19 protein-coding genes are annotated in these 20,682 nt (G+C 76.0%); 16 read left to right on the top strand and 3 right to left on the bottom strand.

Annotated features, from left to right (window positions below):
• The first annotated feature begins 1 nt into the window (after nucleotide 1).
• The 14 genes from ACI798_RS17090 to ACI798_RS17155 all read left to right on the top strand — a co-directional run bounded on the left by ACI798_RS17090 (nucleotide 2) and on the right by ACI798_RS17155 (nucleotide 15,808).
• Entirely contained in the window at nucleotides 2–1,519 is a 1,518-nt protein-coding gene (locus ACI798_RS17090; protein WP_457048472.1) for a sugar ABC transporter ATP-binding protein, read from the top strand.
• Nucleotides 1,516–2,493, top strand: a complete 978-nt coding sequence (locus tag ACI798_RS17095) for an ABC transporter permease (RefSeq protein WP_456942182.1) — start codon at nucleotides 1,516–1,518, stop codon at nucleotides 2,491–2,493. Before ACI798_RS17090 ends, ACI798_RS17095 begins: the two co-directional genes overlap by 4 nt.
• Nucleotides 2,490–3,383, top strand: a complete 894-nt coding sequence (locus ACI798_RS17100) for an amidohydrolase family protein (RefSeq protein WP_457048473.1) — start codon at nucleotides 2,490–2,492, stop codon at nucleotides 3,381–3,383. Before ACI798_RS17095 ends, ACI798_RS17100 begins: the two co-directional genes overlap by 4 nt.
• A 28-nt stretch (nucleotides 3,384–3,411) precedes the next feature.
• Nucleotides 3,412–4,560, top strand: coding sequence for a pyridoxal phosphate-dependent aminotransferase (locus ACI798_RS17105; RefSeq protein WP_456942180.1), 1,149 nt, complete (start codon nucleotides 3,412–3,414; stop codon nucleotides 4,558–4,560).
• Nucleotides 4,557–5,216, top strand: a complete 660-nt coding sequence (locus ACI798_RS17110; protein ID WP_457048474.1) for a bifunctional 4-hydroxy-2-oxoglutarate aldolase/2-dehydro-3-deoxy-phosphogluconate aldolase — start codon at nucleotides 4,557–4,559, stop codon at nucleotides 5,214–5,216. The genes ACI798_RS17105 and ACI798_RS17110 overlap by 4 nt, the downstream gene beginning before the upstream one ends.
• Entirely contained in the window at nucleotides 5,213–6,172 is a 960-nt protein-coding gene (locus ACI798_RS17115) for a sugar kinase (RefSeq protein WP_457048475.1), read from the top strand. The genes ACI798_RS17110 and ACI798_RS17115 overlap by 4 nt, the downstream gene beginning before the upstream one ends.
• A 69-nt stretch (nucleotides 6,173–6,241) precedes the next feature.
• The gene (locus ACI798_RS17120) at nucleotides 6,242–8,611 is read left to right on the top strand and encodes a DNA polymerase III subunit gamma and tau (protein ID WP_457048476.1); all 2,370 of its coding nucleotides are present in this window, start codon (nucleotides 6,242–6,244) and stop codon (nucleotides 8,609–8,611) included.
• Between the two features lie 58 nt (nucleotides 8,612–8,669).
• Nucleotides 8,670–9,011, top strand: coding sequence for a YbaB/EbfC family nucleoid-associated protein (locus tag ACI798_RS17125; RefSeq protein ID WP_456928344.1), 342 nt, complete (start codon nucleotides 8,670–8,672; stop codon nucleotides 9,009–9,011).
• Nucleotides 9,012–9,046: 35 nt separating this feature from the next.
• Complete coding sequence (gene recR, locus ACI798_RS17130) at nucleotides 9,047–9,646, top strand: recombination mediator RecR (RefSeq protein ID WP_387987503.1); 600 nt, start codon at nucleotides 9,047–9,049, stop codon at nucleotides 9,644–9,646.
• 192 nt (nucleotides 9,647–9,838) lie between these two features.
• Nucleotides 9,839–11,545 carry an ABC transporter substrate-binding protein gene (locus ACI798_RS17135; protein ID WP_456942176.1) on the top strand — a complete coding sequence of 569 codons (1,707 nt, stop codon included), beginning with the start codon at nucleotides 9,839–9,841 and terminating at the stop codon, nucleotides 11,543–11,545.
• A gap of 88 nt (nucleotides 11,546–11,633) precedes the next feature.
• On the top strand, nucleotides 11,634–12,638 hold the full coding sequence (locus ACI798_RS17140; RefSeq protein ID WP_456942175.1) for an ABC transporter permease: 1,005 nt from the start codon (nucleotides 11,634–11,636) through the stop codon (nucleotides 12,636–12,638).
• A gap of 16 nt (nucleotides 12,639–12,654) precedes the next feature.
• The gene (locus ACI798_RS17145) at nucleotides 12,655–13,596 is read left to right on the top strand and encodes an ABC transporter permease (RefSeq protein ID WP_456942174.1); all 942 of its coding nucleotides are present in this window, start codon (nucleotides 12,655–12,657) and stop codon (nucleotides 13,594–13,596) included.
• Nucleotides 13,593–14,672, top strand: coding sequence for an ABC transporter ATP-binding protein (locus ACI798_RS17150; protein WP_456942173.1), 1,080 nt, complete (start codon nucleotides 13,593–13,595; stop codon nucleotides 14,670–14,672). Before ACI798_RS17145 ends, ACI798_RS17150 begins: the two co-directional genes overlap by 4 nt.
• On the top strand, nucleotides 14,669–15,808 hold the full coding sequence (locus ACI798_RS17155) for an ABC transporter ATP-binding protein (RefSeq protein WP_457048477.1): 1,140 nt from the start codon (nucleotides 14,669–14,671) through the stop codon (nucleotides 15,806–15,808). Before ACI798_RS17150 ends, ACI798_RS17155 begins: the two co-directional genes overlap by 4 nt.
• Nucleotides 15,809–15,888: 80 nt before the next feature.
• On the opposite strand, the gene ACI798_RS17160 is transcribed toward ACI798_RS17155, so the two are convergent.
• Nucleotides 15,889–16,248, bottom strand: a complete 360-nt coding sequence (locus ACI798_RS17160) for a Rieske (2Fe-2S) protein (RefSeq protein ID WP_456942171.1) — start codon at nucleotides 16,246–16,248, stop codon at nucleotides 15,889–15,891.
• 98 nt (nucleotides 16,249–16,346) lie between these two features.
• Between ACI798_RS17160 and ACI798_RS17165 the strand changes: the two genes are divergently transcribed.
• Together ACI798_RS17165 and ACI798_RS17170 are read left to right on the top strand one after the other, a co-directional pair.
• Nucleotides 16,347–18,401 (top strand): TPM domain-containing protein, encoded by a 2,055-nt coding sequence (locus ACI798_RS17165; protein WP_457048478.1) that lies wholly within the window; start codon nucleotides 16,347–16,349, stop codon nucleotides 18,399–18,401.
• A gap of 85 nt (nucleotides 18,402–18,486) precedes the next feature.
• Complete coding sequence (locus tag ACI798_RS17170) at nucleotides 18,487–19,248, top strand: VOC family protein (RefSeq protein WP_457048479.1); 762 nt, start codon at nucleotides 18,487–18,489, stop codon at nucleotides 19,246–19,248.
• A 6-nt stretch (nucleotides 19,249–19,254) separates the two neighbouring features.
• On the opposite strand, the gene ACI798_RS17175 is transcribed toward ACI798_RS17170, so the two are convergent.
• The gene (locus ACI798_RS17175; RefSeq protein ID WP_457048480.1) at nucleotides 19,255–19,683 is read right to left on the bottom strand and encodes a PPOX class F420-dependent oxidoreductase; all 429 of its coding nucleotides are present in this window, start codon (nucleotides 19,681–19,683) and stop codon (nucleotides 19,255–19,257) included.
• Nucleotides 19,680–20,651 (bottom strand): pirin family protein, encoded by a 972-nt coding sequence (locus ACI798_RS17180; protein ID WP_457048481.1) that lies wholly within the window; start codon nucleotides 20,649–20,651, stop codon nucleotides 19,680–19,682. The genes ACI798_RS17175 and ACI798_RS17180 overlap by 4 nt, the downstream gene beginning before the upstream one ends.
• Nucleotides 20,652–20,682: the final 31 nt, after the last annotated feature.

The raw sequence follows: 20,682 nt of genomic DNA on the forward strand, positions 1-20,682 counted from the left end.
GATGGCGTCCTCCACGACGGCCGTCCTGCAGGCCCGGGGACTGAGCAAGTCCTTCCCCGGCGTGCGGGCGCTCGACCGGGCCGACCTCTCGTGTCGGCCCGGTCGGGTCCACGCCCTCGTCGGTGAGAACGGGGCCGGCAAGTCGACGCTCGTCCGGATCCTCACCGGCAACCAGGTGCCCGACGAGGGCGAGCTGCTGCTCGACGGCGAGCCGGTCCGGTTCACCGATCCCCGGCAGGCGATGGCGGCCGGGATCACCGCCGTCTACCAGGAGCTGACCGTGCTCCCGGCCATGAGCGTCGAGGACAACGTGATGCTCGGGCAGGAGCGCACCGCGCGGGGGGTCCTCGACCGCCCGGCCCAGGACCGCGAGGTCCGGTCGGCGCTGGCCCGCGTCGGCCTGGGCGACCTCGACCCCCGCACCCGCGCCGAGGACCTGTCGCTGGCCAACCAGCAGATGGTCGAGATCGCCCGCGCGCTGGTGCGCAGGAGCCGGGTGATCGTCCTGGACGAGCCGTCCGCGGTGCTCTCCGGCGACAAGCTGGAGGCGCTGTTCGGCGTCGTCCGCGGGCTGGCCGCCGACGGCGTGGCGGTGGTGTACATCAGCCACCTCCTCGAGGAGGTCACCGACCTCGCCGACGACGTGACCGTGCTGCGCGACGGGCGGGTCGTCTCGACCGGCCCGTCGGCGGGGTACGACGTCCCGCGGATCATCCGCGAGATGGTCGGCCGCGACGTCGACGCCGTCTTCCCGCCGCTGCCCGAGCCGGGCGCGGAGACGGTGCTGCGGGTGCGCGGCCTGGTCCCGGTCAGCACCCACCGGGCGCCCGCGCCGCTGGACCTCGACGTGCGGGCCGGCGAGGTCGTCGGCGTGGCCGGGATGGTCGGCTCCGGCCGCAGCCGGCTGCTGCGCACGATCGCGGGGGAGCACCGGCGGGCGGCAGGCACGGTCGAGGTGGCCGGGCGCCCGGTGCCCACCGGGACCCGCCGGGCCATCGCCGCCGGCGTCGCCCTGGTCCCGGAGGAGCGCAAGACCGACGGGCTGGTCCTGCCGCTGCCGGTGCGCGCCAACACCACGCTGGCCGCGCTGGGGCAGGTCCTGCGCGGCGGTTTCCTCTCCGCCCGCCGGGAGCGGGCGGTGTTCCAGGAGGAGCAGGCCCGCCTGGGCATCCGCGCGTCCGGGCCGGAACAGGGCACCTGGCAGCTCTCCGGCGGCAACCAGCAGAAGATCGTGCTGGCCAAGTGGCTGCGGCGGGGCCCGCGGGTGCTGCTCCTCGACGAGCCCACCCGCGGCGTCGACGTCGGCGCCAAGGCGGAGATCTACCGGCTGATCGCCGGCCTGGCGGCCGAGGGGATGGCGGTGGTCGTGGTCTCCAGCGACCTGCCCGAGGTCCTCGGGCTGTCCCACCGCGTCCTGGTCTGCCGCGCGGGAGGGGTCGTCGGCGAGCTGGCCGGCGAGGACGTCACCGAGGAGAACGTCATGCACCTCGCCCTGGACACCGCGGGGGCAGCGCGGTGAGCGCCGCGGCCGGGGTCGCGCCCGCCCGCACCCGCGGGTCCCTGCTCGCGAGCCTCACCCGCACCGGGGCGGCGGTCTGGATCGTCGTCGCCGTCGCGGTGCTGGCCCTCACCGTGGCCGACGCCGGCGGGTTCTGGGCGCCGGCCAACATCGCCAACGTCCTCACGGCCACCGTGGTCCTGGGCCTGGCGGCGCTCGGCCAGCACCTGGTCGTGCTCAGCGGCGGGATCGACCTGGCGGTCGGGTCCCTCGCCACCCTGTCGGCCCTGCTGACGGCGATCCTCATCAACGGCTACCCGATCCGCACGGCGCCCGTCGTCGTGGGGATGCTCGTGCTCGGCGCGCTGGTCGGCCTCCTGCACGGCGTGCTGGTCGCCCGGGTGGGGCTCCCGCCGTTCATCGTCACCCTCGCCACGCTCTACCTCATCCAGGGCGCGGCCTTCACGATCAGCACCACGCCGACGGGGCGGGTCACCACCGCGCTCTCGACGATCGCGCTGCAGCGGATCGGCCCGGTGCCCTACTCCTTCGGCGTGCTGGTGCTGGCCCTCGCCGTCGTCGCGTTCGTCCTCCACCGGACGGCGTTCGGGCGGCAGCTGTTCGCCGTCGGCGGGGACCAGGCGGCGGCCCGGTCCAACGGCGTCCCGGTGGCGCGGGTCCTCGTCACGGCCTACGTGCTCGCCGGCGTCCTGGCCGCCCTGGCCGGCGTGCTGCTCGCCGCGCGGGCCACGGTCGGGTCGCCCACCGCCGGGCAGGGCCTGGAGCTGTCGGCGATCACCGTCGTCGTCCTCGGCGGGACGTCGCTGCTCGGGGGGCGCGGCAGCCTGGTCGGCACGATGGGCGGCGTGGTGCTGCTGTCGCTGGTCAGCAGCTCGGTCACGCTGCTCCAGCTGCCGGCGACGCTCACCGACCTCATCCGCGGCGTCGTGATCCTCGCGGCGGCGGCGGTCTTCGTCACCCGGACCCGGCGGTGAGCGTCGACGGCGGCGTGGTCGACGGCCACGCGCACGTCTTCCGGTCCGCCGCCGTCTCCCCGCGCGGGGTGGACGAGCTGGCCCCGGCGGACCGGGAGGCGCCCGCCGAGGACCTGCTCGCCCGCATGGAGGCCGCGGGCGTGGACGCGGCCGTGCTCGTGGCCCTGGACACCCACGACGACGACGTCGCCGACGCCCTCGACCGGTTCCCCACCCGGTTCGCCGGCGTCGCCGTCGCCACCGGGGCCGAGCTGGGGACCGCCGGCGCCGACCCGGTCGCAGCACTCCGTCGGCGGCGCGAACGCTGGGACGTCGGCGCCCTGCGCACCGGCTGGCTCGGCGACCCGTCCATGCCGGTCGCCGAGTCCCCGGCCCTGCCGGTGCTCCGGCTGATGGCCGAGGAGGGGTTGCCGCTGTGGAGCTACCTGCCGCCCCCGCAGCTGCCCCTGCTCGAGGAGCTGGTGCGGCAGCTGCCGGACCTGGTCGTCGTGCTCAACCACCTCGGTTTCTGCCCCCACGACATGCGGGTCGACGAGCACCGCCGGCCCCGGTTCGACGACCCGCTGCCCGAGCCGCTGGTGCAGCGGCTGCTGCGGCTGGCCGACGCGCCGCGGGTGCACGTGCTGGTCTCGGGCCAGTACGCGCTGTCGGCCGAGGAGCCGCCGTACGCCGACCTGTTCCCGGTCACGCGCCGGCTGGCCGCCGCCTACGGCGCCGACCGGCTGCTGTGGGGCTCGGACCACCCGTGGCCCAGCGACGTCCCGGGGTACGACACCCTCCGCGGCCTGGTGGCGTCCGCGCTGCCGGACCTGACCGAGCGGGAGGCGGCGCGCGTGACGGGCGGCACCGCCCGCGCGCTGTTCCCCCGCCTGGCCGCCCCCGCGGCCTGACCGACCCCGACGAGGAGACGACCGACCCATGCCCAGCCTGGCCACCGGAGCGGAGACCATGCCGCGCTCCGGCATCCGACAGGTGATGGACCTCGCGTGGAGCCTGCCCGGCCCGGTGATCGGCCTGCACGTGGGGGAGCCGAGCTTCCCCGCGCCGGCGCACGTCGTCGAGGCCGCGCGGGCGGCCTACGCCGCCGGGGAGACCCACTACGTCCCGAACGCCGGGATCGACCCGCTGCGGCAGGCGATCGCGGAGAAGGTCAGCACGGTCAACGGCTTCCCCACGACGCCCGCGCAGGTGGTCGTCTCCGCGGGCGGCGCGCAGGCGCTGCACAACGCGCTGTCCCTGACGATCGGCGCCGGCGACGAGGTGCTCATCCCCGACCCGGGCTGGCCCAACTACGCCATGGCGGTGCAGCTGCTGCAGGCGGTCCCGGTGCGCTACCCGCTCCGGCCGGAGAACGGCTTCCGCCCCGACCCGGGCGAGCTGGCCGGCCTGGTCACCGACCGCACCCGCCTGATCGTGGTCAACACCCCGTCCAACCCACTCGGCACGGTGCTCCCCGCCGACGACGTCGAGGCGCTGGTCCGCTTCGCCGACGACCACGACCTGTGGCTGCTCTCCGACGAGTGCTACGACGCGCTGACCTTCGACCGGCCGCACGTCAGCCCCGGCCGGTTCGACCGGGACGGCCGGGTGCTCAGCGCGTTCAGCTTCTCCAAGACCTACGCCATGACCGGGCTGCGCGTCGGCTACCTGGTCAGCCCCGGGGAGGAGGTCGCCCGGCAGGCGGCCAAGCTGCAGGAGCCGCTGCTGGCCTGCGTCAACGCCCCCGCCCAGGCCGCGGCGCTGGCGGCGCTGCGCGGCCCCCAGGACGACGTCGTCGCGATGCGCGAGACCTACCGCGAGCGGCGCGACCTCGCCGTCGCCGCGCTCGGCGCCTGCGGGATGGGGTACCTGCGCCCCGAGGGGGCGTTCTACCTGTGGGTCGACGTCCGGGACCGCAGCGGCGGGGACGTGGGCGCGTGGGCGCTGGAGCTGCTGCGCCGGGACTCCGTCGCGGTGGCGCCCGGCACCACGTTCGGGCCGCTCGGCGAGGGGTGGGTGCGGCTGTCCCTGGCCACGGCGACCGAGGACCTGCTGGAGGGCGTCCGGCGGATGGGAGCGGCGCGATGACCGGCACACGGCTGCAGCCCGGACCGGTGCTCACCGGGAGCGGCCTGGTCGCCATCCTGCGCGGCCGCTCCGGGGAGCGGCTGGCCGCCGCCTGCGAGGTGCTCCTCGACGCCGGCGTCCGTTGCCTCGAGGTCACGATGAACACCCCGGGCGCGCTGGAGGTCGTCGGCCGGCTGACCGCCGACGTCGGCGCGGGGACCGAGATCGGCGTCGGCACGGTGCGCCGGGCCGAGGACGTCGACCGCGCCGCGGACGCCGGCGCCGTCTTCGTCGTCGCCCCGAACACCGACGAGGCGGTCGGGCGGCGCGCGGCCGAGCGGGGACTGGCCTGGTACCCCGGCGCGCTCACGCCCACGGAGATCGCCCGTGCCTGGGACCTCGGGGCCAGCGCGGTGAAGGTCTTCCCGGCGGGCTCGGCCGGCGGCCCGCGGTACCTGCGCGAGGTGCGCGGCCCCCTGGACGACGTCCTCCTGGTGCCCACCGGCGGTGTCGGCGTCGAGGACGTGTCCGGCTACCTGCAGGCGGGCGCGGTCGCCGTCGGGATGGGCGGCCCGCTGCTCGGCCGGGCGCTCGAGGACGACGCGGAGCTGGCCGGGCTGGCCGACCGCGCCCGCGCCGCGCTCGACGCGGTGGCCCGCGGGAGGAGCGGCGCGTGACCGCGGCGGGGGGCCGCGGCGTCGTCACGCTCGGGGAGACCATGGCGCTGCTGTGGCCGCCGGAGGTGGGCCTCCTGCGGCACGCGCCCGCGCTGCGGCTGGGCATCGCCGGCGCCGAGTCCAACCTGGCCGTGGGCGTGGTCCGGCTGGGCGTGCCGGCCACGTGGATCGGCCGCGTGGGGGACGACGAGTTCGGCCGCCTGGTCACCACGACGCTGCGCGGGCAGGGCGTCACCACGACCGCCGTCGTCGACCCCGGCGCCCCGACCGGGCTGATGGTCAAGGAGCGGCGGACCGCGCGGGCCACCCGCGTCCTCTACTACCGCTCCGGCAGCGCCGGCTCCCGTCTGTCCCCGGACGACGTCGACCCCGCTGCGGTCGCCGGCGCCGGGGTCCTGCACGTCACCGGGATCACGCCGGCGCTCAGCTCCTCCGCGCGGCAGGCGGTCCTCGCGGCCGTGGAGGAGGCCCGGTCGGCCGGCGTGCCGGTGTCGGTGGACCTGAACTACCGCAGCGCGCTGTGGTCGCCGGCCGAGGCCGCGCCGGTGCTGCAGGACCTGGTGCGCTCGGCGGACGTCGTCCTGGCGACCGAGGAGGAGGCCCGGCTGCTCGTCGAGGGCCCGGACGACGGGACGCTGCTCGCCGGGCTGACCGCGCTGGGGCCGCGCCAGGTGCTGCTGAAGAAGGGCGCCGCCGGCTCGCTGTCCAGCGTCGAGGGCGTGCTCCGCCGCGTCCCGGCCCGCCGGGTCGACGTCGTGGACCCGGTGGGGGCCGGGGACGCGTTCGGCGCGGGCTACCTCGGCGGGCTGTGCCTGGGGCTGCCGCCGGAGGAGCGGCTGGCGCTGGCGACGTCGGCGGGGGCGTTCGCGGTGACCGTGCCGGGCGACTGGGAGGGGCTGCCGTCGCGCGCCGACCTCGCGCTCCTGGACGCCGACCCGGACACCGTCGTGCGCTGAGCGCGGTCCGCGGGGACCGGCGGGCCCGAGGTCCGCCGGGCTGTCCGCGGTGCCGCGTAACCTCGCCGCGTGGCTCTGGCGCTCTACCGGAAGTACCGCCCGGCGACCTTCGCCGAGGTGGTCGGCCAGGAGCACGTGACCACCCCGCTGGTCAACGCCGTCGACGGCGGCCGGGTCAACCACGCCTACCTGTTCAGCGGCCCGCGCGGCTGCGGCAAGACGTCGTCGGCGCGGATCCTCGCCCGCTCGCTCAACTGCGAGCAGGGGCCGACGTCGACCCCGTGCGGCGTGTGCGCGTCCTGCGTCGCGCTGGCGCCCGACGGCCCGGGCTCCCTCGACGTCATCGAGATCGACGCGGCCAGCCACGGCGGTGTCGACGACGCCCGCGACCTGCGGGAACGCGCCTTCTTCGCGCCGGTGCACAGCCGCTACAAGGTCTACATCGTCGACGAGGCGCACATGGTGACCACGCAGGGCTTCAACGCCCTGCTCAAGGTGGTCGAGGAGCCGCCGGAGTTCCTCGTCTTCGTCTTCGCGACGACCGAGCCGGACAAGGTGCTGCCGACGATCCGCTCGCGCACGCACCACTACCCGTTCCGCCTGGTGCCGCCGACGACGCTGCGGGGGCTGCTGGAGAGGACGTGCGCCGCCGAGGGCGTGCAGGTCGAGCCCACGGTGTTCCCGCTGGTCGTGCGGGCCGGCGGCGGCTCGGTGCGCGACTCGCTGTCGATCCTCGACCAGCTGCTGGCCGGCGCCGGGCCCGAGGGCGTCACCTACGCCAGCGCCGTCGGGCTGCTCGGCGTCACCGACGACGCGCTGCTCGACGAGGCCATCGACGCGCTGGCCGCCACCGACGCGCCCGGCGTCTTCCGCGCCGTCGACCGCGTCGTCGAGGCCGGGCACGACCCGCGCCGCTTCGCCACCGACCTGCTCGACCGGCTGCGCGACCTCATCGTCCTCGACGCCGTGCCCGACGCCGGCGCCAACGGCCTGCTCGACTGCCCGCCCGACCGGCTGGACCTGATGGTGCAGCAGGCCAAGGCGCTGGGGTCCGCGACGCTGTCGCGGCTGGCCGACACGGTGCACGCCGGGCTGACCGAGATGCGCGGCACCACCGCCCCGCGGCTGCTGCTGGAGCTGGTCTGCGCGCGGATGCTGCTGCCGGCCACCGACGACACCGCCGCGGGCGCGCTGCAGCGGCTCGAGCGCCTCGAGCGGCGGCTGGCGATCAGCGGCGTGCCGGAGGCCGCGACCGGGACCGCCACCGCGGCCGCGGCGCCCGCCCGTGAGGCCGCGCGGCCCGCGCCGGTCCGCGAGGAGCCGGCCCCGGCCGAGCGCGGCGGCCCGCCGCGGCGCGAGTACGTCCGCCCGTCCCAGCGCACCGCGCAGCCCCCGGCGGCGCCGGAGCCGGCCGCGCCCGCGGCGCCTCCGGTGACGCCGCCGACGGCCCCGCCCGCCCCGGCGGCCGCGGGCCCGCTGCCGAGCCCGGCGCCCGCCGCGGCGTCCTCCGCGCCGGCGTCCCCGGCCACCCCGGCGGCCGACGACGACTGGCCGGAGACCCGGGCGCCCGGCGCCGGCGCCCCGGCCCCGGCACCGGCCGCGTCCCCGGCAGCCGCGGCCGACGACGACTGGCCCGAGACCACGCCGCCCGGCTCGGCCCCGTCCCGCCCGGCGCCCGCCCCGGCCGGTCCCGCGGCCGCCCCCGCGGGCCCCCGGCCCGGCGTGCGGGTGGCCACCGGCGAGCCCGACGTCCCGCTGCCGCCGGAGCCGACCGACGACGAGGACTGGCCGCACCCCGCCCAGCCCGCCGCCGCGCGCGCCGCGGCGTCCCGGGTGGCCGAGCCGCGCCCGCCGGCCGCGCCGCCGCGGGCCGCCGCCGAGTCCGCGCCCGCCCCGCGCGGCGGCGAGCCGAGACCGGTGGTGTCCGCGAACCCGCCCGCCGACCAGCCCGGGACCGGGGACGCCGGCGAGGGCGGCCTGTCCACCGGCGACGTCCGCCGGGTGTGGCCCGAGGTGCTCGCCGCCGTCAAGCGGCACAAGCGCACCACCGAGGCGCTGCTCAAGAACGCGCAGGTGCACGAGCTGCGCAACGGCGTCCTCACGCTGGCGACGTCGTCGCCGGCGCTGGCCCGCCGGATCGGCGACGACCTCAACAAGGACGTGCTGCGCGAGGCGCTCAACGAGCTGCTCGGCGTGCGATGGAAGGTCGAGGCGGTCGTCGAGGGCGCGACCCGCGGCTCGGGCCCGGCCGGCCCGTCCCCGGAGGCCGCGCGCGAGGCGGCCCGGGCGGCGGAGGCGGCCGAGGCGCGCGAGCTGATGGCGCAGCGGGCGGCCGAGGGCGACGACCCCGCCGCCGACCGCGAGCCCTCCGTCGACCCGGAGCAGGCGGCGCTCGCGCTGCTGCGCGCCCAGCTGGGTGCCCAGCCGCTGGAGGGCTGACCGCGCCGGTCCGGCCGCCGTCCCCCCGGATGTCGGACCGGCGGCCTACCCTCGGGTCATGTTCCCCGGTGGTGGCCAGCCCGACCTGTCGGCGATCCTGCAGCAGGCCCAGCAGATGCAGCAGGCGCTGGCCGCCGCGCAGGAACAGCTCGCGAACGAGGAGGTCACCGGCTCGGCCGGCGGCGGCCTGGTCACGGCGACGATGAGCGGCGACGGTGAGCTGCGGTCGGTCACCATCGCGCCGTCCGCCGTCGACCCCGACGACGTGGAGACCCTGCAGGACCTCGTCGTCGCCGCCGTCCGCGACGCCTCGCGCCTGGCGAGCGAGCTGACCGCCGACCGCATGGGCCCGCTGGCCGGCGGTCTCGGCGGCGGCTTCCCCGGGCTGCCCGGCGCCTGACCGGCGCACCACCTCCCTTCTCCCCGAGGAGCACCGTGTACGAGGGGGCCGTCCAGGACCTCATCGACGAGCTCGGCCGCCTGCCCGGCGTCGGGCCCAAGAGCGCGCAGCGCATCGCGTTCCACCTGCTGGCCGCCGAGTCCGCCGACGTCGGCCGGCTGGTCGCCGCGCTGCAGCGCGTGCAGGCCGAGGTGCGCTTCTGCGTGACCTGCTACAACGTCGCCGAGGGCGAGCAGTGCCGGATCTGCAAGGACCCGCGCCGCTCCGACGACGTCATCTGCGTCGTCGAGGAGCCCAAGGACGTCGTCGCCATCGAGCGCACCCGCGAGTTCCGCGGCCGCTACCACGTCCTCGGCGGCGCGATCAGCCCGATCGAGGGCGTGGGCCCCGACGACCTGCGGGTCAAGGAGCTCATGACCCGGCTGATGGACGGCACGGTCACCGAGCTGATCATCGCCACCGACCCCAACCTCGAGGGCGAGGCCACCGCGGCGTACCTGGCCCGGCTGGTCGGCCCGCTCGGCCTGACCGTCTCCCGCCTGGCCAGCGGGCTCCCGGTCGGCGGCGACCTCGAGTACGCCGACGAGATCACCCTGGGGCGCGCGTTCGAGGGCCGCCGCCGCATCGACGCCTAGCGCCCGCGGCCCGGCCGGTCACGGGCGCCGTCCGGCAAGGTCACAGGATGGTGTCGATGGGGGCCGACGGCTCGGGCACCTCTCCCCGGGAGACCTAGGGTCCGACGCACGTCCGCGCGGTTCTTCCGCCGCGCGGCCGCCCAGCGTCGAACTCATCCGGCCCCGCGGGGTCGAGAAGGCAGGTCTTCCGCGATGCAGCGTCGACCACAGCGTGCGCTCGCCGCCTCGGCGGCCGTGCTCACCGCAGTGACCCTGGCCGCCTGTGCCTCCAGTGACCGGGACTCCGGCTCCGGCGGGGAGGGTGGCGAGGCCCAGTCCGGCGGCACCCTCGTCTTCGGGGCGGCCGGTGACCCGGCCATGCTCGACCCGGCCTTCGGCAGCGACGGTGAGACCTTCCGCGTCTCCCGGCAGATCTTCGAGGGCCTCCTGGGCAACGAACTGGGGGGAACTGATCCCGAGCCCGAACTGGCGGAGGACTGGGAGGTCAGCGAGGACGGACTCGAGTACACCTTCAACCTGCGCCAGGGCGTGACGTTCCACGACGGCACCGACTTCAACGCCGAGGCGGTCTGCTTCAACTTCGACCGCTGGTACAACTTCGAGGGCCTGGCACAGAGCCCCAGCGCCTCGTACTACTACCAGGCGGTCTTCGGCGGCTTCGCCAGCACGCCGGACTTCCCGAGCATCTACGAGAGCTGCGAGGCGAGCGACGAGAACACCGCGGTCATCCGGCTGACCCAGGTCACCTCGAAGTTCCCCTCCGCGCTCGCCCTGCCGGCGTTCTCCATCCAGAGCCCCACGGCCCTGCAGGAGTACGACGCCGACAACCTCTCGGGCAGCGAGGACGCGCTCACCTACCCCGCGTACGCCCTCGAGCACCCGGTCGGCACCGGTCCGTTCAAGTTCGAGAGCTGGGACCGCGGCAACGGCGAGGTCACCATCGTCCGCAACGACGACTACTGGGGTGACTCCGCACTCCTCGACGAGATCATCTTCCGGACGATCCCGGACGGGAACGCCCGCCGGCAGGAGCTCCAGGCCGGCTCGATCGACGGCTACGACTACGTGGCCCCCGCGGACTACCAGTCCCTGGAGGACGAGGGCCTCCAGGTCCTGGTCCGCGACCCGTTCAACATCCTGTACCTGGGTATCAACGGCGGCAACGTGCCTGGCGTCAACGCCAACCCGGCGCTGCAGGACATCCGGGTGCGGCAGGCGATCGCGCACGCCATCGACCGCGAGACGATCGTCAACTCGCTGCTGCCTGCCGGTGCGGAGGCGGCCACCCAGTTCATGCCGCCGACGGTCGACGGCTGGGCCGAGGACGTCACCACCTACGACTACGACCCCGACCGCGCCCGGCAGCTCCTCACCGAGGCCGGCCAGCTCGGCACGACGCTGCGGTTCTACTACCCGACCGACGTCAGCCGGCCCTACCTGCCGGACCCGGCCGCGATGTTCCAGGTCATCAGCCAGAACCTGACCGACGCCGGCTTCACGGTCGAGGCGACGGCGCTGCCGTGGAACCCGGACTACACCAACGCGGTGCAGGCCGGCCAGGCGGACGTCCACCTGCTCGGCTGGACCGGTGACTACAACGACGCCTACAACTTCATCGGCACGTTCTTCGCCGAGGACGCGAACAACCAGGCGTCGGCGGAGTTCGGCGCGTTCAGCGCGCCGGAGATCTTCCAGGCCCTGGACCAGGCGGACCAGGAGCCCGACGCCAGCCGCCGCACCGAGCTCTACCAGGAGGCCAACCGGCTGATCATGGACTACCTGCCGGGTGTCCCGATCTCGCACTCCCCGCCGGCCCTGGTGGTCGCGGAGAACGTGCAGGGCCTGGAGCCCAGCCCGCTGACCGCCGAGGAGTTCGCGACGGTGTCGCTCAGCGACTGACCCGCAGTGCCGGCCGCGCCGGGGCAGGAGGATCCTGTCCCCGGCGCGGCCGGCGCCGTTCCTGCCCCCGGAGAGGTGACCCGAGCGCGTGCTCCGCTTCGTCGTCCGGCGGCTCCTGCAGCTGATCCCGATCCTGCTGGGGCTGTCGGTCCTGCTCTTCGCCTGGCTCCGGGCGCTGCCCGGGGGGCCGGCCCAGGCCGCGCTCGGTGAGCGCGCCACCCCCGAGGCGATCGCCCGCTACAACGAGCTGTTCGGGCTCGACCAGCCGCTGTACGTGCAGTACCTGCGCTTCCTCGGCCGCGCCGTGCAACTGGACTTCGGCAACTCCGCGCGCACCGGGCGCCCGGTCACCGAGGAGTTCCTCGAGCGGATGCCCGGCACCATCGAGCTGACCGTGTTCGCGATGGTGTTCGCGATCGGCGTCGGCATCCCGCTGGGGTACCTGGCCGCCCGCCGGCACGGCAGCTGGCTGGACTCGGCGTCGGTCATCGGCTCGCTGATCGGGGTCGCCATCCCGGTCTTCTTCCTCGCCTACCTGCTGCGCCTGCTCTTCGCCGTCGAGCTCGGCTGGCTGCCCGGCTCCGGGCGCCAGGAGGTGCGCATCGACGCCACCCGCGTCACCAACTTCTACGTCCTCGACGGCCTGCTGACGCGCGAGTGGGACGCCGCCTGGGACGCCTTCACGCACCTGGTGTTGCCGGGCATCGCGCTGGGCACCATCCCGCTGGCGATCATCGTGCGGATCACCCGGGCCTCGGTCCTGGACGTGGTGAACGAGGACTACGTGCGCACGGCGAACGCCAAGGGCCTGGCGACGGCGACCGTCCGGCGCCGGCACGTCCTGCGCAACGCGCTGCTGCCGGTGTCGACGACGATCGGGCTGCAGACGGGCCTGCTGCTGTCGGGGGCGGTGCTCACCGAGACCGTGTTCGCGTTCGGCGGGGTGGGGTCGGCCATCTACGACGCGATCTTCCAGCGGGACTACGCGCTGCTGCAGGGCTTCGTCCTGATGCTGGCCATCATGTACGTCATCGTGAACCTGCTGGTCGACATCTCCTACGGGCTGCTCGACCCCCGGGTCAGGGTCTCGTGAACGAGGGGGAGGGCCGATGACCGCGGTGGGCGACGTCCGCCGGCGGCGGATCGACGAGCTGGCCGCCCGCGCCGGCCAGGTGCCCGAGGGCGAGGGCGGCGTCTCGCTCACCCGCAGCGCGTTCCGCCGGCTGCGGCGCAACCCGGTGGCGATCGCCGGCGCGGTCATCGTCGTCGTGTTCCTGCTCGTGGCGGCGTTCGCGCCGCTGCTGGCCCCGCGGGACCCGCTGGCGCAGACCTTGCTGTCGGAGATCCGCCCCGGCTTCATCCCCGGCGCCCGGGAGGGCTTCCCCCTCGGTGCCGACGAGCTGGGCCGGGACCTGCTCTCGCGGCTGATCGTCGGCTCCCGCCAGTCGCTGCTGATCGGGGTGGTGTCGACGCTGATCGGCGTCGTCGTCGGCATGTCCCTCGGCGTCCTGGCCGGAGCGTTCGGCGGCTGGGTCGACACCGTCATCATGCGGCTCGTCGACATCATGCTGTCCATCCCGGGCCTGCTGATGGCGATCAGCATCTCGGTGCTCCTGGGCCAGAACCAGTGGTCGCTGGTGATCGCCATCGCGGTGACCCAGGTCCCCGTCTTCGCCCGGCTGCTGCGCGGGTCGATGCTGAGCCAGCGGAACAGCGACTACGTCCTCGCCGCCCAGGCCCTGGGCATCAGGCGGGGCCGGATCGTGTTCGGGCACGTCCTGCCCAACTCGCTGTCGCCGGTGATCGTCCAGACGACGCTGTCGCTGGCGACCGCGATCATCGAGGCCGCGGCCCTGTCCTTCCTCGGCCTGGGCGACCCCGACCTGGCCCGCCCCGAGTGGGGCGCCATGCTGTCCAACGCCCAGGACTTCCTGTCCGTGCGGCCGGAGCTGGCCGTCTACCCGGCCCTGTGCATCGTCGTCGTCGCGCTCGGCTTCACCCTGCTCGGCGAGTCGCTGCGTGAGGCGCTCGACCCGAAGTTCCGGAGGTGAGCCCGCTGACCATCGAGGAGCTGCCGCCCAGGTCCGTCGACCGCACCGGCCTGCCCGTGCTCGAGGTCGAGGACCTCACCGTCACGTTCACGCGGCGGGGCGAGCAGCCGACGCGGGCCGTCGACGGCGTCAGCTTCAGCGTGGCGCCGGGCGAGACGATCGGGCTGGTCGGCGAGTCCGGCTGCGGCAAGTCGGTGACGTCCCTCGCGGTCATGGGCCTGCTGCCGCGCCGCGGCGTGGAGGTCGGCGGGTCGGTCCGGCTCGACGGCGCGGAGCTGGTCGGTGCGCCCGAGAAGGAGCTGCGGGACCGGCGCGGCGCGGACATGGCCATGGTGTTCCAGGACCCGCTGTCCTCCCTGAACCCGACGGTGCCCATCGGGACCCAGGTCACCGAGGTCCTCCTCCAGCACCGGGAGCTGTCGAGGAAGGACGCCGTCGACGAGGCCACCCGCCTGCTCGACCGCGTCGGCATCCCCGACCCCCGGCGCCGGCTCAAGGAGTACCCGCACCAGCTCTCCGGCGGCATGCGGCAGCGGGCATTGATCGCGATGGCGCTGGCCTGCGCGCCCCGGCTGCTCATCGCCGACGAGCCCACGACCGCGCTCGACGTGACGATCCAGGCGCAGATCCTCGAGCTGCTGCGCGAGCTCGTCGTCGACTCGGGGACGGCGCTGGTGATGATCACCCACGACCTGGGCGTCGTCGCCGGGCTCTGCGACCGGGTGCACGTCATGTACGCCGGCCGGATCATCGAGTCGGCCGACCGGCACGAGCTGTTCGCCCGGCCCCGCCAGCCCTACACGGGCGGCCTGCTGGCCTCCGTCCCGCGGCTGGACGGCGCCCGCGGCGCGCCGCTGCACCCCATCCGCGGCTCCGCGCGCGACGCCATCCCCTGGGCCGAGGGCTGCGCGTTCGCGCCGCGGTGCGACAACGCCCAGGACGACTGCCTCACCGAGGTCGCCGGCAGCACGGTGCCGCTGGAGTACGACGGCCCCGGCCGCGAGCTGCGCTGCCGGCACCCCCTCGAGTACCCCGGGTCCCCGGCCGGGGCCACCGCGTCCGGAGCCGCCCGATGACCGCCGTCCCGTCCGCGGACCCGCTGCTGCGGGTCGAGGGCCTCCAGGTGCACTTCCCGATCAAGCGGGGGCTGTTCGTCGACCGCACCGTGGGCCACGTCCGCGCCGTGGACGGCGTCGACCTGAGCATCGAGCGCGGCACCACGTACGGGCTGGTGGGGGAGTCCGGCTGCGGCAAGTCCACCCTCGGGCGCGCCGTCCTGCGCCTGGTCGAGCCCACCGGCGGGCGGGTCGTCTTCGACGGGACCGACGTCGCCTCCCTGTCCGGGGAGCCGCTGCGGACCCTGCGCCGCCGCATGCAGATGGTCTTCCAGGACCCGCTCGGCAGCCTCGACCCCCGGCAGAACGTCGAGTCGCTGCTGTCCGAGCCGCTCGTGGCCCACGGCCTGGGCGGGGGCCGGCAGGGCATCGCCGAGCGGATCCGGACGCTGCTCGACGCGGTCGGCCTGCCGTCGGCCGCGCTGCGCCGCTACCCGCACGAGTTCTCCGGCGGCCAGCGCCAGCGCATCGGCATCGCCCGCGCGATCGCCCTCGAGCCGGACCTGCTCATCGCCGACGAGCCGGTCTCCGCGCTCGACGTCAGCGTGCAGGCGCAGGTCGTCAACCTGCTCGAGGAGCTGCAGGAGCGGCTGGGCCTGACCTACCTCGTCATCGCCCACGACCTCGCGGTGGTCCGGCACATCAGCGACGTCGTCGGCGTCATGTACCTGGGCTCGCTGGTCGAGCAGGCCCCCTCCGACGTCCTCTACTCCGAGCCGCTGCACCCGTACACGCGGGCGCTCATGAGCGCCGTCCCGGTGCCCGACCCGGTGGTCGAGGAGAACCGGGAGCGGATCCTGCTGGCCGGGGACCTGCCCTCCCCGGCCAACCCGCCCAGCGGCTGCCGCTTCCACACCCGCTGCCCGTGGCGGCAGGAGACCCGGTGCGACGACGAGGTGCCCGTCCTCCGCGAGCTCGGCACCGGGCACCTGGTGGGCTGCCACTGGGCGGAGGAGATCCGCGACGGGCTGCTCGCACCGCGCTCGCCGGAGGAGGTCGCCGCCACGCAGGGCGTCAGCGTCCGCCCGACCGGCGCGGAGAGCCCGGAGAGCGATGCGCTCGTGCAGGGTCTCGACGCGCCGATCGAGCGGACCTAGGGCCTCGGTCCTCCACGACGACGTCAGTCCTCCACGACGACGTCAGTCCTCCACGACGACGTCAGTCCTCCACGACGACGTCAGTCCTCCACGACGACGTCGTTGCCGCGGCGCAGCGCCCGCTTCACCCGCAGCCGCAGCACCTTCGCGTAGCCGCGGACGAACTGGGTGTAGCCCGGCGTGGGCCCGTGGTAGCCGAGGAAGCCGCGCGGGCCCTCGACCATGTCGCCGGTGCGGACGTCGTAGCGGGCCTGGTGCCACGGGCAGACGAGGCAGCCGTTCTCGTCGAGGGAGCCCCCGGAGAGGTCGGCGAGCTGGTGGCGGCAGCGGCGGGACACGGCGAAGTACTCGCCGTCGCGGTTGCCCACGGCCCACTTCCCGGCCCGGCCCACCGTCCCCGGGGGCAGCCGGTCGGCGGGGATGCGGTCGGTCTCGCTCACGGTGGTCCTCCTCGGGCCGGGACTCGGTCGACCGCCCCCTACCCGGTCGTGCCCGTCCTACCCGGCCGAGGGGCGGGCGCCCACCTAGGGTCGGGACCGTGCGCCGGCTGGTGGGAGTCCTCGCAGTCACGGCCGCGGTCCTGGTCGCCGGCGGGAGCCCGGCGCTGGCCGAGCCGCCCCTCGACGTCCCCGACGAGGTGACCGACCGCGCCGGGGTGCTCGGCTCCGGGGGCCTCGGGCAGGTGCAGCAGGCGGTCGACGAGCGGCAGGCCGAGGACGGCACCCAGGCGTTCGTCGTCTACGTGGCCAGCTTCGACGGCCTCGACCAGGGGGCGTGGGCGCAGGCGACCGCGGAGGCGTCCGGACTCGGGTCGACCGACGTGCTGTTCGCCGTCGCGGTGGACGACCGGCGCTACGGCTACTGGGTCGACGACGCGTTCCCGCAGAGCGACGCGGAGATCGAGGACTTCCTCGCGCGGGACGTCGAGCCCGAGCTCGGCGCCGGCGACTGGGCCGGCGCCGGGGTGGCCTTCGCCGAGGGCGTCGGCGACGCGGCGGGCTCCGGCTCCGGCTCGGGCTCGGGTGCCGTCACCGCCGCCGTCGTCGGAGGGGTCGCGGTCGTCGGCGGGGGCGCCTGGCTGGTGGCGCGGTCGCGGCGCCGCCGGCAGGGGGCCCAGCAGCCGCCGACGACGCGGATCGAGCGGCCCGACCCGAACGCCGGCGTGCCCACCGAGGAGCTCCAGGGCCGGGCCAGCGCCGCGCTGCTCGACCTCGACGAGGCGGTGAAGACCTCGCAGCTGGACCTGGACTTCGCCCGGCTGCAGTACGGGGAGGCCGCCGTCGCCGGGTTCAGCGAGGCGCTGGGGCGGTCGCGGCAGGAGCTGACCCGCGCGTTCACGCTGCGCCAGCAGCTCGACGACGAGGTGCCCGAGGACGAGCCGACCCGCAGGCGGGTGCTGGGCGAGATCCTGCAGCTCACCGCGGCCGCCGACGCCCGGCTCGACGAGCAGGCGCAGGCCTTCGACCAGCTGCGCGACCTCGAGCGCACCGCCCCGCAGGCGCTGGAGGCGCTGGGCCCGCGGATCACCGCGCTGCACGGCCGGCTGCCGCAGGACGAGGAGCGGATGACCTGGCTGCAGCGGCGGTACGCGGCGTCCGCGCTGGCGCCGGTGGCCGACAACCTCGACCAGGCCCGCGCGCGGCTGGCCGCCGCCGAGCAGGAGGCCGCCGAGGCCCGCGCCGCGCTCGACGCCGGCCGCTCGGGTGAGGCGGTGGGCGACCTGCGGGCGGCGGAGGACGCGGTGGCCCAGGTCGGCACGCTGCTCGACGCCGTCGCGCGGCTCGAGCGCGACCTCGAGGAGGCCGCCGCCCGGCTGCCCGCCGTCCGCGCCGAGACCGAGGAGGACCTCGCCGAGGCCCGCGCGCTGGTGGCCTCCGGGAACGCCGGCGGGCTGCGGCCGCAGGTGGCCCGGGCCGAGGCGGGGCTGGCCGCCGCGGAGGAGGCCATGGGCTCCGCGGGCGGCGCGCTGCCCGACCCGCTCACCGCGCTGCGCCGGCTGGAGGAGGCGGACCTCGCGCTGGAGCAGGCGCTCGCCGTCGCCCGGGACGCGCAGACCCGGGCCCGCCGGGCGGCCGCGGCGCTGGACCAGACGCTGCTGCGGGCCCGCTCGGCGGTGGCCGCGGCGGCGGACTTCGTCGCCACCCGGCGCGGTGCGGTCGGCCCCGAGGCCCGCACGCGGCTGGCCGAGGCGCAGCGCCACCTCGACGCCGCCGTCGGCACCGGGCGCACCGACCCCGAGGGCGCCCTGCGGGAGGCGCAGCTGGCCGACCAGCTCGCGCAGTCGGCGCTGCAGCTCGCGCAGTCCGACGTCACGAGCTGGTCCGCGGGCTACGGCGGCGGCTACGGCGGGGGGTACGGCGGCGGCTACGGGCCGGGCTACCCGTCCGGCTACGGCCACGGCGGCGGACGTGGCGGCGTCGACCTCGGCAGCCTGGTGCTCGGCGGCATCCTGGCCGGCGGCTTCGGCGGCGGGCACGGGCGCGGCTACGGCGGCGGGGGGCTCGGCGGCGGGTTCGGTGGTGGTGGGCGGCCGCGCGGGGGCAGCTTCGGTGGCTCGCGCAGCCGCGGCCGCAGCGGCGGCGGCCGCTTCTAGCCGCGGCCCCTCCGGAGGGCGCCCCGGAGGGCGGCGGACTGTCGGTCACCGGTGGGACGGTGCCCTCCCGACCCGAGGAGGAGCCATGCCCACCCGGAACGCCCCCTGGCCCGACGGCACGCCCTGCTGGGTGGACTACGGCGCGGTCGACCCCGCCGCGGCGAAGGCCTTCTACGGCGCGCTGCTGGGCTGGGACTGGACGGAGGAGGCGCCCGGGTCCGGCGGCTACGTCACCGCGCTCCGGGACGGGCACCGGGCCGCCGGTCTCGGCCCGCTGACGGAGCCGGGCGCCGCGCCGTCGTGGACGACGTACTTCGCCACCGGCGACGCCGGGGCCACCTGCGACCGCATCCGGGACGCCGGCGGCACCGTCGTCGTGGCGCCGGTGGAGATCGGGCCGCTGGGCGCGATGGCCGTCGCCCGCGACCCGCAGGGCAACCAGTTCGGCCTGTGGCAGGCCGGCGCGCACACCGGCGTGGAGGTGCACGGCGAGCCCGGCTCGCTGGCGTGGAACGAGGCCGCCGTCGAGGACCCCGCCGTGGCGCGGGCCTTCTACGCCGCGGTGTTCGGCTTCCGGTTCGACGAGCTGGAGGGCATGGGCGGCTACGCCACCTTCGCCACCGGCGAGCGCCCGCTCGGCGGCCTGGGCGGGGTCGTCCCCGGCGCGCCGCAGGGCTGGGCGACCTGCTTCTCCGTCGCCTCCACCGACGAGGCGGTGGCCGCGGTCGAGGCGGCGGGCGGGAAGGTCACGACGGCGCCGGAGGACACCGGGTTCGGCCGCTTCGCCGTGGTAGCGGACCCGTGGGGCGCCGGATTCTCCGTGCTCCAGGAGCCACCCGCCGCGTGAGCGGGGTCAGCCGGGCAGTTGGCCGTAGGTGTGCTCGGGGGTGAACCGGACGACCAGGCGCCGCTCGGCCACCATCGCCCGGCGGTAGTCGTCCCAGTCCTCGTGCTCCTCGGAGACGCCGCGGTAGTAGGTGACGAGCTCCTCCACCGTGGCGTCGTGCGGGTCGGCGGCGACCGGGGTGAGCTCCGCGGTGCCCTCGACGGCCACCCACGACCAGAAGTCGCGCGAGGTCACGTGCAGGGTGACCCGCGGGTCGGCCTGGAGGTTGCGCGTCTTGGCCCGGTCGGCGGTCACCGAGACCCGGAACAGCCGCTGCTCCGGGTCGTAGGAGTAGCCGACGTTGGACACCTGGGGCCGCCCGTCGCGCTTGACCGTGGCCAGCACGCCCATCTGGTGCTCCGCCACGAACGCCAGGTGCCGGTCGTGGACGGTCACCGGACCCGCCCCCGGGCCTTGAGCGGCACCGGCGGCAACGCCGGCGCGAGCTGCCGCTGGTCCTCGTCGAACCCGGCGACGACGCCGAACCGCGGGTCGCCGTCGTTCCACCGCTCGGCGTACTCGGTGATCTCCTCGCCCGAGCGGCCGACGAAGTTCCACCACATGACCAGCCGCTCCTCGAACGGCTCGCCGCCGAGCAGCAGCAGCCTCGTGGCCGCCTCGGTCCGGATCCGCACCGACCGCCGGCCGGTGCCGAGGTAGACCATCGCCCCGTGCGCCAGCGGCGCGCCCTCGACGTCGGCCCCGCCGGAGGCGCCGAGCAGCGCGTGCTCGAAGTCCGGCTCCAGCGGCACCTCGACGTCCGCGCCCGCGGCCAGGTCCAGGTCGACTCCCACGATCGGCGTGTACGCGGTGCCCGGCGACACCGCGCCGCCGAAGCCACCCAGCAGCACCGTCGCGGTCAGCCCGTCGGAGGTGAAGCCCGGCAGGGTCGCGTGGTGCTCGAACGCCGGCGCGGTGTCGCGGGCGGCGTCGGGCAGGGCCACCCACAGCTGGGCGCCGTGCAGGAACCGCGGGTGCGGCACCGGGGACTGCTCGGAGTGCGCGATGCCGTGCCCGGCGGTCATGAGCGCGAGCTGGCCGGGGCCGAAGGTGACGTCGCTGCCGAGGGAGTCGCGGTGGTGCACGCTGCCCTGCAGCAGCCAGGACACCGTCTGCAGGCCGGTGTGCGGGTGCGGCGTCACCTGCATGCCGGAGGTCGCCGCGACGTCGTCGGGGCCGTAGTGGTCGACGAACGCCCAGGCGCCGACCATCCGGCGGCCCAGCGTCGGCAGCAGCCGCCGGACGACGGTGGACTCGCCCAGCGGCACCTCCTTGGCGGGCAGCAGGTCGAGGGCGGGCCCGGCGGCCGTGCCGTCCAGGCCGCCCACCTCGCGCGGGGTGGGACGGGGTTCGGTGTTGCTCACGGGCGGACCTCCGGACGGCGGGCGGTGGGCA

Source organism: Geodermatophilus sp. SYSU D01045 (genome assembly GCF_054050295.1).

Excerpts from the sequence above, each read along its gene's own strand:
- ACI798_RS17105 (WP_456942180.1), top strand. The coding sequence starts at position 3,412 with ATGCCCAGCCTGGCCACCGGAGCGGAGACCATGCCGCGCTCCGGCATC.
- ACI798_RS17110 (WP_457048474.1), top strand. The coding sequence starts at position 4,557 with ATGACCGGCACACGGCTGCAGCCCGGACCGGTGCTCACCGGGAGCGGC.
- ACI798_RS17090 (WP_457048472.1), top strand. The coding sequence starts at position 2 with ATGGCGTCCTCCACGACGGCCGTCCTGCAGGCCCGGGGACTGAGCAAG.
- ACI798_RS17125 (WP_456928344.1), top strand. The coding sequence starts at position 8,670 with ATGTTCCCCGGTGGTGGCCAGCCCGACCTGTCGGCGATCCTGCAGCAG.
- ACI798_RS17145 (WP_456942174.1), top strand. The coding sequence starts at position 12,655 with ATGACCGCGGTGGGCGACGTCCGCCGGCGGCGGATCGACGAGCTGGCC.
- ACI798_RS17155 (WP_457048477.1), top strand. The coding sequence starts at position 14,669 with ATGACCGCCGTCCCGTCCGCGGACCCGCTGCTGCGGGTCGAGGGCCTC.
- ACI798_RS17135 (WP_456942176.1), top strand. The coding sequence starts at position 9,839 with ATGCAGCGTCGACCACAGCGTGCGCTCGCCGCCTCGGCGGCCGTGCTC.
- ACI798_RS17170 (WP_457048479.1), top strand. The coding sequence starts at position 18,487 with ATGCCCACCCGGAACGCCCCCTGGCCCGACGGCACGCCCTGCTGGGTG.